We start from the raw sequence: 12,502 nt of genomic DNA, 5'->3' as shown, positions 1-12,502 counted from the left end.
CGGATCAGATGACGAGAGGCGGCGCCCGAAGCGAGCTGCGAAGGCGGGGCCTTTTGCTTTCACGCCACGGGCAGGATCAGCGGCAAAGCCGCCGGGCCTCGCCGGGCCGCAAATCCGGGCCCGCCCGATCTAGAGATCAAGCTCCAGAACGCCGTCCTTTTCCGCCGCCCGCGACTGGCACAGGATGATCCCGGAGGCGCGCTGCGCCTTGGACAGTACGAAATCGCGGTGCTCGACCGCGCCCGAGACCAGCCCACATTTGCAGACCCCGCAGATGCCGTCGGCGCATTTGATGTCGATGGGATAGCCGTTTTCCACCAGCACATCCGCCGCCGTCTTGTCCGCCGGGACGGTGAGCCGCTTGCCGGATCTGGCCAGCCTGATCTCGAAATCGTGGTTCACGTAATCGGGCTGCTCGGGCACCGAGAAATATTCCAGGTGCCGCGCCTCTTCCGGGACGCCGGCTTCGGCGGCGGCGTCGATCACGGCGCGCATGTAGCGGTCGCCGCCGCAGGTATAGACATGCCAGCCGGGCGCGTAGCGCCGCATGATGGCGGCAAGGTCGACGCGGCTGCCTTCGTTCGAGATGTGGAGCTGCACCTTGTCGGCCCAGGCAAAGCCCTCGATATCGGCCAGAAAGCCCATCGTGTCGCGGGACCGGCCGGAATAATGCATCTCGAAGCTCCGGCCCTCGGCGTGCAGCTCATGCGCCATGGCGAGCATCGGGGTGATGCCGATGCCGCCGCCCATCAGCACCGAATGGCTGGCCTCGGGCGCCAGCGGGAAATGGTTGATCGGTTTCGACACGAAGACCCGGCGGCCCTCGTTGAAAATCCGGTGCAGCAGCTTGGAGCCGCCCCGGCCGGCGTCTTCGCGCAGCACGGCGATCTGAAAACGGTCGCGGTCGGCGGGATTGCCGGACAGGGAATACTGGCGCAGGAAATCCGGCGCGACGACAATATCCAGATGCGCGCCGGCGCGCCATTCGGGCAGCGGCTGGCCATCGACCGGGCGAAACTCGTATTTCGTCACGCCCTGGGCCATGATCTCGGCCCTGGAGATCGTGACCTGGATAACCGGGCTTTCGCCATCGGCGGTGTATTTGTGCAGGAAGGGCTCGAGCGTGCCCTCGGCGGCGCGGCGCTGGTATTCCTCGGCGGTGATCATCGCCTGATAGGCCTCGATCCCGGCTTCGCGGTCCATCGGGAAGGGGTAGGGATGCGGCGGCGGCGCCAAGGGCGCGGGATAGACGGCCAGGGTCTGATCTTCGTATTTCAGATCCAGATCGGTTTGCAGCGACCGGGTGTTGACCGGCTTGTCGGTGGGGCGATAGGCGCCATCGGCCTGCAATTCGAGATCCCACCACCATTTCTTGACCGGGTTCAGCGATCCGTTTTCGACGTAATCATCGAGCTTGGCCAGCAGCGGCGCGGCCCCGGGCATGTTCATCGCGGCCCAGCGGAACGGCTTTTCCGCAAACAGGCCTTCGAGGTTCCAGGGGCAGGTTTTCATGCAGCGCCCGCACATCGCCCCGCCCGGGGTGGTGATCCGGTAGGTGGTGCATTTCTGGCTGTCGCTCTTCCAGATCTCATAGCCGTTGAACATCAGTTTCGGCCCGGCGGTGATCGCCCCCGAGGGGCATTCGCGGGCGCATTTGTTGCAGCTTTCGCAGAACCTTTGCAGCCCGAAATCAATCGGCTTGTCCGGGGTCATCGGCAGATCGGTGGTGACGACGCCGGATTTCAGCCGGGGGCCGAGAAACGGATTCAGGATCACCTCGCCGATGCGGCTGACCTCGCCCAGCCCGGCCAGCAGCAGGAGCGGCGGTTGCAGCACCTCGCCATCCATCACCGTATGCGCCTTGGCCTTGTAGCCGAGGTTGCGGATCTGTTTGGCGATCACCCCGCCGAGGAGCGAAAACCGCAGGTAGGCGCGCATCGATTGCGCCACGGCGATCCAGTCGTCGCCGGATGAGCCTTCCATGGTCTCATAGCCCTGGTCGACGATCATGCTGATCGCCTGGTCATGGTCGGGCCGGATCGGTTCGCCGCGCGCGTCGTGGCTGTACCACGTCCACTCCGGGCAGCGGGAAATGCCCACGGCATCGAGGCCGAGGAAATAGCTGGTGGCCTTGATCAGATCGGCGGCGGCCTCGGGCGCGATCCGGGCCTTGTCGGGCGCGGGGTCACCGTCCTGCAACAGCGTAAAGGCGCCAAGCGCCCGGCGCTGCGCGGTGGAGGGCGCGGCCTTGAACACGTAATGCCCGCCACGGGCGCCGTCCTGCACATGTTTGCCGAGATCGCCGAACACCGACCGGGCGAACATGTCGGCGCGCTTGGGCACGCGGGCGACATTGGCCTCGTCGATATAGGTGGTGGGGGTGTCCACGCGGTTCAGCGTTTCGAAGGGATGCGCGCCATCGACAAAGCGGCGGGTGCGGTAGGGCAGGGCGTTGGAGGCGTTCTTGGCAAAGCCGCGCCCCAGCTTCCAGGCGGTGCCAAAGGCGGTTTTGGGCTGCTGTTCCAGCGGCACCAGCGGCAGATCGGGGGCGAGTTCAAAGCTGGTGGTGATGGCGGACAGGCCAAAGCGCGTGCCGATATAGGGATGGGTCAGCACGCCGTTTTCGACCGTGGCCAGCCCCGCCGCGACCGCCAGCCGGTTGAGATCGACGTCGGCGCAGGAGGCGGTATGCGCCCGCGCGTCATGGCCCAGAACACGCAGGTAATTCGCCAGCACCGAGGCGGTTTCCGCCGCCAGCAGCGCCGCGCGATGGGCGTAAGCCTCTTTGAACCAGGCGGTGCCGGGCTCATCGGGGCGCGGATCCCGCGGGTTTTCATAGAGGAAGACGACCGCGTGGGTGTGGCCGTCGATCGAGGAGGGCGGCGCCTCGGCGGACTCCTTGAGATCGGCCATGATCTGATCGATGCCGGCGGCCAAGGTCTTGGTCTGGCGGGTTTTCAGCTGTTGCGCCAGATGCGCGACATCGGGGTTCTGGTGCGGCTCGGGCAGGCGCGCGGCCCGGGGCAGGGCGCAGACCCCGGTGACGGCGGCATCGGAAAAGTAGGAGAACGCCTTGATATGGTTGGCGCGCTCGAGCGGGTCGGTCGGGCATGCCGCCATCGCGGGGTTGACGATGCCGTCGCGGATCACGTCCAGCATGGCCTGATGCTCGCGCATGGCATTGACGATGCAATGGGGCCTGTCCGACCGGTCGAAGGACAGCGGCACAAAGGCCGGAACCTGCGCCAGATCCGGTAGGGTCCAGCTGCGCGCCAGCAGTTCCGAAGGATAGCGGCCCATGTGGACGGGGCGGTTCTTGTCGGAGAACAGACGGATGCCCATGGCGTGCCTCTTGTGTCGGGTAAAAGATTGCCTGAGTTTATAGTTGCCATGGTTAATCAAATAATGCAAATTGAATTTGCGGCACCCTGCCGGCTCGGATGACGGAGGCCCTTGTGCGCGAAGAGACAGTCGAAGATCGGCAGCTGGCCGAGTATGCCTTGCGGCAGCAGCTCGGCTTCAAGTTGAGCCGGACCTCGCGCCTGATGCAGCAGCGGCTGGAGGCGGTTCTGGCGCCGCAGGGGCTGACGCGGTTGACCTGGTGCGTTCTGAGCAGCATCGGGCTGGAGGGGATTTCGACGCCGTCGGGCATTGCCGACAACCTGGGTGTGACGCGGCCGATGCTGTCACGGTTGATCAAGGCGATGTCCCGCGACGGGCTGATCGAGATCACGCTTGATCCCGACGATGGCCGCAACCGGCAGCTGACGCTGACCGCCGCGGGCCGCTGCAAGCTGATGGCCTGCAAGCCGCTGGTTCAGGACAACAATACGCATTTTTCCCGCAAGCTCACGGCGGCGCAGATGCAGGCCCTGCATGAGCTGGTGGACCTGCTGATCGACGGTGAGGCGCCGTACCTCGACAGCCTGTGAGCCCGGGGCGGGGCCGGGGATGGACGGCCTCGGGGCGGTGATGCCAGCCCGCGCCCGGGACGATAAAGCCCGGCGCCTTTCGGTGCCGGGCTGCCCGCTTGGGTGCCTTCGTATTTTGTTTTTGCTTGGGCGCCTGAAGCTCCGGGGGCCGGTCTGGAGGGCCGCGCTCCGGAAGAGGCAGAAGGCAGGCAAGCCGGGCTGTCCGTGACACCAGGGGCGGTGGTCAGCGCGCCTCGAGAGGGGCGAAACCAGGGTGATAGGCCTGGGTGCGGTCGGGTTCGGACGGGGTGAAGATGCCGAGCATCGGCCCCATCAGCGGCGCCAGGAGGAAGGGCAGCTGGCCGGCGACGGCGTAGATCACCAGCGACTGGAACATGCCGTAGTCGCAGAGAAAGGCGGTCAGGCCGCAGGCGCCGCCGAGGGCGATGGAGAGGAGAAGCAGAACCAGGATCATGTGCGTGCCATCCCGCCGAATTCGGGCGCCCAGAGGTTGAGTTCGGACCGGCGGATCATTTCCGGGGTGCCGAAGTGGCTTTGCGAGGCGTAGCCCTCGGCGGTGCCGAGCTGTTTCTGTTGCAGAAAGGCGAGGGCTTTGACGCGGCCTTGCCGGGCTTTGTTAATGTAGTTGGTCATGGTCTCTGGCTCCCTTGGTGTCTGAGCGGTTGAGATCACATTACCAAGGGAAACGGCCGCGATCCGGGTCGCGAATGCGTAGAGATCCGAGCAGAGGGCGCGCCGGCTATCCTTTGGGGCAGGCCATCATGGCCGCCTGCACAGCGCAAGGCGTCAGTACCACATGTCCTCTTTCGATGCCTTCTCACGGGCGATGAAATCGCGCAGCGCCATGTCGGTGTCGAAATCGAGCGGGGGCGCCTGATAGTCATGCAGGAGCTGTTTCCAGCGGGCATTGGCGCGGACGGCGTAATCTTCCGCGCCCTGTTCGTCCCAGGTTTCCCAGGGCTGGTCGTCGTTCAGCCCGCTGTCCCAATAGGCGGTCTGGTAGTGGCGCAGGGTGTGATCGGTGCCGAAGAGATGTTCGCCCGGCCCGTATTGCGCCAGCGCCTCAACGCCGAGGCTGTCGTCGCTGACCTCGACCCCGCCGAGATAGGCGTGCAGCGCGCCGCACATGTCGCAATCCATCACGAATTTCTCGTAGGACATCGACAGCAGCCCGTCGAGGAAGCCGGCGGAATGCAGGACGTAATTGGCGCCGCATTGCACCGCCGAGAGCATCGACATCATCGCCTGTTGCATTGCCTGGCCGTCAGGGCGCTTGGAGGTGCTAAAATTGCCGGCGCAGCGCAGCGGCAGGCCCAGCCGCCGGGCGAGCTGGCCCAGGACCAGCGATCCCAGGGCCGGTTCCGGCGTGCCGAAGGTGGGGCTGCCCGAGCGCAGCGACATCGACGACAGGAACCCCGCCAGCACCGCCGGGGCGCCGGGGCGCACCAGTTGGGTGAGGGCGCAGCCGACCATGGATTCCGCCAGGCTCTGGGCCACCGCGCCGGCCATGGTCAGCGGCGCGACCGCGCCGCCGAGCAGGAAGGGCAGGATGATCGAGCCCTGGCCCGCGCCGGCATATTCGCGGATGCCGCGGGTTGTCACCCCGTCGAGCACCAGCGGCGAGGTGGTGTTGAAATTGCCGATGATGACGCAATGGCGGTCGACGAAATCGGCGCCGAACAGCAGGCGGCACATCTTGATCGAATCCGCCGCCCGTTCCGGCGCGGTGATCGAGCCGAGAAACGGCCGGTCGGAATAGCGGATGTGGCTGTAGACCATGTCGAGATGGCGTTTGTTCACCGCCACGTCGGTCGGTTCGCAGATGGTGCCGCCGGAATGGTGCAGCCAGGGCGAGGACTGGCCGAGCTTGATCAGGTTCTGGAAATCCTCGAGCGTGCCGTAGCGCCGGCCCCGGTCGAGATCCATCACGAAGGGCGAGCCGTAGGAGGGGGCAAAGACCACCGCATCGCCGCCGATCTCGACATTCCGGGCCGGGTTGCGGGCGTGCTGGGTAAAGCGCGCGGGGGCGGTTTTCAGCAGCGCGCGGATCAGCCCGGGCTCGAAGCGGATGCGCCAGCGGTTCTCGCCATGATCGGTGACCACGCCGCCGGCCTTGCGAAACAGCTCCACGGTCTCGGGATCGTCGCGGAACTCGATGCCGATCTCGGCGAGGATGCGGTCGGCGGCGGCCTCGATCCGCGCCAGGCTGGCCGGGTCGAGGATGTCATAGGGGGGCGTCCTGCGGCGGATGAAGGGCACATGCAGATGCGGGTTCTGGCCCGGCGCGGCGCTGCGTTCGGGCCGGGATTTGCGGCGGGACTTGCGGGCAGGTCTGTCGGTGCGGTCGAGCATGGCGGCGGCGCTCCTTTGCGGTTGCGCGACAGTTTCGGCCCGGGCGGGGCGGGCTGGCAATCGCAAAAATATTCGGCTATGACTTAGATTGATTGAGTCATGATCCCGTCACGGCACAGCATGATCGCGGATCGTGGCCCCCTTGCACAAGACAGGTTCATGTCGCAAAGCCCCTATGATCTGCCGCCCCTGACCGCGCTTGCCAGTTTCGAGGCCGCGGCGCGGCATGAGAGCTTCAAGGCCGCCGCGCAGGAGCTGAACGTCACCCCGGCGGCGATCAGCCATCAGGTCAAGGCGCTGGAGGCCGAGCTGCGGCAGGTGCTGTTTCGCCGCCATCATCGCGGGGTCAGCCTGACCGAGACCGGCGCCTATCTGCTGGTGGCGCTGCAACGCGGCTTCGAGGAAATGGCCGGGGCGGTGGATCAGCTGCGGTCGCGGGCGACCCGGCCGGCGGTGACGATCCGGGCCACAACCGCGGTCAGCGCGCTCTGGCTGACGCCGCGACTGGGGGCATTCTGGCGCGCGCATGGACATATCACCGTGGCGCAGAATGTCAGCGATCTGGACAGCGGCGGCGAGGACAGCGACCTGGCGATCCATTACGGCGACATGGCGCGCGACAGCGGCGATTGCCGGCTGCTGATCCACGATTGCATCAAGCCGCTGGCCAGCCCGCGCTTTGCCGCCCGGCATGCGGTGCGGCGGGTGGCGGATTTCGAGCGGCTGCCGCTGGTCCATGTCGACCGGGCGGAGACCGGCTGGACCTCGTGGCGCGACTGGTGCCGGGCGCTGGGGCACGAGGGGCCGGTGGGCGGCGGGCTGCGGGTGAACAATTACGTCATCGGCTTGCAGGCCGCCGAGGACGACATGGGCGCGGTGCTGGGCTGGGAGGGGTTGACGGCGGGGCTGGAGCGCGCCGGGCGACTGGTGCCGCTGCTCGATGTGAGCGTGCCCTCGCCGCTGGATTTCTACATCAAGGTCAGCCCGCATGCCTCGCATCAGGCGCATCTGCTCTGTGACTGGCTGGTCGGCGCCGGGGCGGCGCCCTGACCGCGCCGCCCCGGGGGCATCCTAGCGGCGGGTGAACCTGTCGGGCGTCGGGCTGAACATGCCGGGAACCCGGCCCTGGCCGATGTGGCGGGGATCGGCCTCCGACGGCGCGAGGCTCCGGGTCAGGATCTCGCGCGGGGTGCCGGGGGCGCCGGTGAGCAGCCTGGCCAGCGCGGTTCTGAGCGCGAAGGGCGCGGCGAAGCTGGTGCCGCGAACCGCGACCGTGCTGCCGCTGTAGGTGCCGGTGACCAGGATGTCGGGCCGGATGTCGCTGGCTTCCGACACGGCGGCGCAGGTGGGTTGCGCTGGATCGGGCCCGGCGCTGGCCGAGGAAAACGCCGAGACGCTGGCATCGGACGCGCGGCAGGAGCCGGCGGTGATGACCCCGCGCGAGCCGGCGGCGGCCGAAAGCGTGCCGAAGCGTTTGATCGGCGCGGTCCCGGTGTCGCCGGCGGGGCGGCGGCCCTCGGCGTCAAAGCGCAGATAGGCCGGGTGTTCGAGATAGGCCTGGCGGCCGGCGGGGGCAAAGCCCTCGGGGGTTTCGCCGCGTTCGACCCAGAGGGCGACCTGATCGGCGAACCCCTGTTCGGCCGGGCCGAGGCGCAGGCGCCAGAGGCCTTCGGGCGCGGTGCCGGGCCGGCCCTGGCCATCGGCGGTGGCGGGGATGGCCAGGGTGAGCCTGCGGCGTTCGTGGCCCTGGGCGCCCGGCACGGCGCGCGGCAGGCTGCGCTGGCAGTAGAGCCGGGCCACGGTCTGGCCGCGCATGGCGTAATCATAGGCATGACCGGGGCGGAAGCCGCCCTGTGGCGGGTCCAGCCTGGTGCCGTCGGGCAGGGTGAGCGAGAGGCCGACCGGAAAGCCCGACCCCCCGGCGGGCGCCGCCAGGTCGCTCCAGAGCTGCACGAAACTGGCGCTGCGGTCGTCGGGCTGGATGGCAAGGCCGATGTCGCATTTCGCGCTGTCGGCGAGGTCGGCGGCGGTGAGCCTTGCGTGGGTGGCGCTTTGCAGGCTGTTGCCGGCGGCGGCGGCGACGGCGCGGATCTCGCCGGCGTCGAGCCTGCGGTCGAACTCGGCGCTGAGCCCGTCAAGGCCGTCATGGCGCCCGGCAAAGGTGCCGAACGAATGGGTGACAAGGTAATCCGGCGCCGGGCGGCCGGCGATCGCCTCTTGCAGCCGGTGATACCAGAGCCAGTTGAGCCCGGAGATCACGTAGAGATCGTGCAGGTGGCCGTTGGTGCGCGCGACCGAGGCGGCGGGAAGCTGGATGCCCATCAGATCGACGCCGTCAAGGCCGGCCTCGGGGGCATCGGGATCGGTGCCAAAGGCCACATGCCCGACCGCCGTGCCATGCGAGGCGCGTTTCTTCAGGTGGTGGTGATCGGGGCCGTCGGCGGCGAGGCCGAGGCGTTCGTACAGGTCGGCTTCGGTGCGATAGGGGCTGTCTGTCAGTTCGTGCAGGGCGCGGTTGATCCGGGCAGCGTCAAGCGCGGTGCCGATGCCGGGGCTGTCGTCCAGCCCGTCGCCCTGGGCCCAGAACCGGATGAAGCGGCTGCGCAGGCTGGCGGTTTTCGGGGTGCGGCGGCGGAACACCTGATTGGCGAAACCGATGGCGTGATCGATGACGACGCCGACCGGCGGCGCCTCGGACGGGCGCGGAGGCAGGGCGGTGCCCGCGGTCAGCGCGGTTTCGAGCGGGGCGAGCAGGGCGGTGTCGGAGCCCTCGGGCGGCAGGCAGCCGCGCACCGGGGTCAGCCCGGTGTCGCCGCGCAGGATCTGCGCCGAGGTGACGGCGAGCGCGGCGTTTTCCGGTCGCGGCAGATGGCGTTCGAGCGGCGATTGCAGCAGGTCGCCGCGCAGAAAGAGCAGCAGTTCGGTTCTGGCCGCCTCGCCGGCGTGGATGGCGCGCATTAGTGCGGCAAAGGCATAGGCGGCATCATGCGGGGTGGCGACAAAGGGCGCGCTGCCCCCGGCGGGGGCCGGCCGGGTCAGCGCCTGCCAGGCTGCGTGCGCCCGGGAGAGGAAGGCGCCGAGCGGCGTCGTCTTGCCGCTGACCGAGAGCTCGAGCGCGACGATCTGGGGATAATAGCGGTCGGGCCGGGGGGCCCCGATCTCGGCCGCGCCCGGCGGGCTGGCGTACCAGAGCTCGTAGGGATGGCGGTGCGCCTCATCCGCGTCGAGCGGGGTTTCTGTCCAGCCGGGCATCTCAGGTCCATTCGTCCTGGGCGGCGGCAAAGAGCGCGGCGAGCAGCGGCGCGGGGGCGACGCTGGCGACCTCGCTGGCGTCGTAGTGATCGGCGGTGCCGCCGGAAAAGGCGGCGTCGAGATCGTCGAGCGAGAGCTTCGCCCCGGCCAGTGCGGCGGTCTGCGCCTTGACGCCGATGCAGTGATGGCCGCCGAGCGCGCCGGCGCGGTGCAGCAGCATCCGGGCCAGGCTGCGGCCCAGGGCGGCGCCGCAGATGTTGTCGACGTGGAAATGCACGCCGGCAACCACGCGGTTGTGGGCGATGCGCGCGGCCTGAAGCGTCATCTGCTCGCCATAGGCGGCCCGGTCGCCGCTGGCGCCGGAAACCAGGCTCAGCACCTCGGCGATGGCAAAGGCCTCGGTGGCGTGACCAGAGGGAAAGGCGCTATGCGCCGGCGCGGTGATCATCGGCTGGATCTGGGCGTCGTATTCCTGTGGCCGGCGGCAGGCGAGGCCGTTTTTCAGCGCCTTTTCCACCGCCACCACCGGCAGCATCACCGCCTGCAACAGCTCGATGGTCCATTTGTGCCGCGCAAGGTTGAGCGACAGCGGCATCGCGAGGAAGGACAGGATATCGGTGGTCTGGGCAAGGATTTCGGGCGCCCGGTCGCCGCGCAGATCGGCGGCGGCCTTGATGTCATCGACCTGCGCCGTGAACCCGGCCTCGCTCGGCCGGTCGGTGTGAAACAGCTTGGCGCCGGCGACGGTGACGCTGGCGGTTTCGGCCGCGGCGTCGAACGCCACGTCGAGGCCCGACATGGTGTCGACGAAGACCGCCGATTGCCGCGAGCCGGGATCCCAGCGGAACAGGTTCTCGGGGCTGTTCATCGGCAGATGGGTGGGAGTGTGGGCCGCCGGTTGACGGGCGCCAACCACCCCGTCACGCGCCAGCATCATCGCGCCCGAGGCCGCGCCGGGCACCGCTTCGAGACCGATATTGCCGATGTTGCCTATGTTTCCGATATTCCCGATGTTGCCGATATTGCCAATGTTTCCAATATTGCCGATGTTTCCAATATTCCCGATGTTTCCGATATTCCCAATATTGTTCAATGACATGGCTCTTCCCTTGGTTGACTATCTGGGCCGTAGAAAAAATGATCGGCCCGCGCGAACGAATCCGTTAAGAATTCGTTTATATGCGATTAATTTCTCAACCATGCAGGTCGGGCAAGGCCCCGAATTGCGAATTTTTAACGCTTTTGCTGGGGTAAGCGCCTTGTTTTGTGATATCTTTTGAACAATCCGACGCGAGGAACAAGTGATTTGAACGAACTCGCACAGACACCGGGGGGGGACGGTTCGGCTGCGCGGGCGGCAGAGCTGCGCGTCGGCTTGTTCGGCCCGTTCCGCATCACCGATGCCGCTGGCGCGGACCGCACGCCCAAGGGCGCCAAGGCCAAGGCGCTTGTCGCCATGGTGCTGATGGCGCCGGATCAGTGCCGGTCGCGGCCCTATCTGGCGCAGAGCCTGTGGTCGGACCGGGCGCAGGCCCAGGCGCTGGCCAGCCTGCGGCAGGCGATCAGCGAAATCCGCAGCGCGCTTGGCCCCGCCGCCGACGCCTTTCAGGCCGACCGCAAGGCGGTGGCCTTTCGTCCCGGCGCGGTCGAGACCGATATCGACGCGGCGCAGGAAAAGACCGCGCAGGGCCTGCCCTTTCTCGAGGATGTCCAGAGCACCGACGGCGCGCTGTCGGAGTGGCTGGCGCAGATGCGCGGCCAGTTCAGCGTGCAGGAACGGCTGGCGCGGCGGCTGCCGGTCGAGATCCGCAGCGCCGGCTCGGCCGACGAGATGCATCACCGGCTGCTGACGCATGGCATCGCCAATTCGATCGGCGACTGGTGCGCGCTGCGCATTGCCGCCATCGCCGACGATCCCGACAGGCTGGCGCGCAATGGCCCCGAGGATCTGGCGCAATATCTGCTCTCGACCCGGGTCGAGGCCAACGGCGAGCGGGCGGCGGCGCATGTGGCGCTTGCGGAGGGGGAACCCTATGCGCCGAAATGGTCGATGTCGGCGGCGATCACCGCCGATCCGGTGGCGCTGCTCGACGATTCCGAGATGCTGCGGCTGGTCAACCGCACGGTCGAGCGCACCATGCTCGATCTGGCGCCGGGCCATGCGGATGCGGCGACCAATGATTACCTGGCCGCCGGCACGCTGGGCGCGGTGCGGCTGATCTTTCGCAATCGGCCCGGCGATCTCAAGCTGGCCAAGACCCAGCTGGCGCGCAACTTCGAAGTGCACCGCAAGGGCATCTACCTGGCCTGGCTGGCCTATGTCACCACGCTGGAGCGCGCCGAGAAGGACTTTCGCGACCAGCGCGCCTTGCAGGAAAACGCCGATGCGCTGTGCCGCAAGGCGCTGGAGCTCGATCCCTATGGCTCGATGACGCTGGCGCTGGTGTCCTATACCTCGTCCTTCATCCTGGGCGACCGGGCGCGCGGCGTCGAGCTGGCCACCCAGGCGCTGGAGATCAACCGTGCCAATCCGCTGGCCTGGCTGTTTCGCGGCGCCGCCTATTCGCTGGAGGGCGATGGCGAGCGCGGTCTGCGCGACAGCGAATATTCCCAGCGCATCCAGGGCGGCGGGTTTTATTCCTATGTGGTCGATACCTTCAGCTGTGCCGCCGCCACCAGCGCCGGGATGCTGGATGATGCGGTGCGCTATGCCGAACGGGCGTCGAAGAAGGCGCCGCTTTACCGGGCGCCGCTGCGCTATCTCACCGCGATCCATGCGGCGCGCGGTGACATGGAGGAGCTGCGGCTGGCGATCCGGCGGCTGCGGCGGCTTGAACCGGAGTTCACCATCGATTCCCTCCGCGACAAGGAATACCCGGTTCCGGGGCTGCGGGCGATCGGGTTGGTCAAATCGGTCTGACGCGGCGGCGCTGTGGCCATTGACGTCTTTTTAACGGCCGCACCGA

The 12,502-nt window shown here is 67.7% G+C and carries 10 protein-coding genes; 4 read left to right on the top strand and 6 right to left on the bottom strand.

Annotated features, from left to right (window positions below; all coding sequences use genetic code 11):
* Positions 1–129: 129 nt before the first annotated feature.
* A complete protein-coding gene (locus BMW90_RS18680; protein WP_074837961.1) occupies positions 130–3,342 on the bottom strand; it encodes a reductive dehalogenase in 3,213 nt (1,070 codons plus the stop codon).
* A gap of 113 nt (positions 3,343–3,455) precedes the next feature.
* Here BMW90_RS18680 and BMW90_RS18675 point away from each other — a divergent pair, with 113 nt between their 5' ends.
* Positions 3,456–3,932 (top strand): MarR family winged helix-turn-helix transcriptional regulator, encoded by a 477-nt coding sequence (locus tag BMW90_RS18675; protein WP_170850586.1) that lies wholly within the window; start codon positions 3,456–3,458, stop codon positions 3,930–3,932.
* A gap of 223 nt (positions 3,933–4,155) precedes the next feature.
* Here BMW90_RS18675 and BMW90_RS18670 read toward each other — a convergent pair whose 3' ends face one another.
* The 3 genes from BMW90_RS18670 to BMW90_RS18660 form a co-directional block, all read right to left on the bottom strand.
* Positions 4,156–4,386, bottom strand: coding sequence for a hypothetical protein (locus BMW90_RS18670; protein ID WP_074837959.1), 231 nt, complete (start codon positions 4,384–4,386; stop codon positions 4,156–4,158).
* On the bottom strand, positions 4,383–4,565 hold the full coding sequence (locus tag BMW90_RS18665; protein WP_048535666.1) for a hypothetical protein: 183 nt from the start codon (positions 4,563–4,565) through the stop codon (positions 4,383–4,385). The genes BMW90_RS18670 and BMW90_RS18665 overlap by 4 nt, the downstream gene beginning before the upstream one ends.
* Positions 4,566–4,718: 153 nt before the next feature.
* The gene (locus BMW90_RS18660; RefSeq protein WP_074837958.1) at positions 4,719–6,284 is read right to left on the bottom strand and encodes a trimethylamine methyltransferase family protein; all 1,566 of its coding nucleotides are present in this window, start codon (positions 6,282–6,284) and stop codon (positions 4,719–4,721) included.
* 159 nt (positions 6,285–6,443) lie between these two features.
* Between BMW90_RS18660 and BMW90_RS18655 the strand changes: the two genes are divergently transcribed.
* Complete coding sequence (locus tag BMW90_RS18655; protein WP_074837956.1) at positions 6,444–7,334, top strand: LysR family transcriptional regulator; 891 nt, start codon at positions 6,444–6,446, stop codon at positions 7,332–7,334.
* 21 nt (positions 7,335–7,355) lie between these two features.
* On the opposite strand, the gene BMW90_RS18650 is transcribed toward BMW90_RS18655, so the two are convergent.
* Together BMW90_RS18650 and BMW90_RS18645 are read right to left on the bottom strand one after the other, a co-directional pair.
* A complete protein-coding gene (locus tag BMW90_RS18650) occupies positions 7,356–9,536 on the bottom strand; it encodes a S8/S53 family peptidase (protein ID WP_074837954.1) in 2,181 nt (726 codons plus the stop codon).
* Between the two features lies 1 nt (position 9,537).
* Positions 9,538–10,404, bottom strand: coding sequence for a phosphatase PAP2 family protein (locus tag BMW90_RS18645; RefSeq protein ID WP_170850585.1), 867 nt, complete (start codon positions 10,402–10,404; stop codon positions 9,538–9,540).
* 30 nt (positions 10,405–10,434) lie between these two features.
* Between BMW90_RS18645 and BMW90_RS26755 the strand changes: the two genes are divergently transcribed.
* Both BMW90_RS26755 and BMW90_RS18640 read left to right on the top strand, forming a co-directional pair.
* Positions 10,435–10,632: a hypothetical protein gene (locus BMW90_RS26755; RefSeq protein ID WP_170850584.1), complete on the top strand. Its 198-nt coding sequence runs from the start codon at positions 10,435–10,437 to the stop codon at positions 10,630–10,632.
* Between the two features lie 210 nt (positions 10,633–10,842).
* Complete coding sequence (locus tag BMW90_RS18640; RefSeq protein ID WP_074837951.1) at positions 10,843–12,456, top strand: AfsR/SARP family transcriptional regulator; 1,614 nt, start codon at positions 10,843–10,845, stop codon at positions 12,454–12,456.
* The last annotated feature ends 46 nt before the right edge of the window (positions 12,457–12,502 follow it).

The sequence above is a fragment of the Marinovum algicola genome, from assembly GCF_900109145.1.
GTDB lineage: Bacteria > Pseudomonadota > Alphaproteobacteria > Rhodobacterales > Rhodobacteraceae > Marinovum > Marinovum algicola.
Note: the sequence above shows the minus strand (reverse complement) of the source record. Positions and strands in the feature narration are given on the sequence as shown.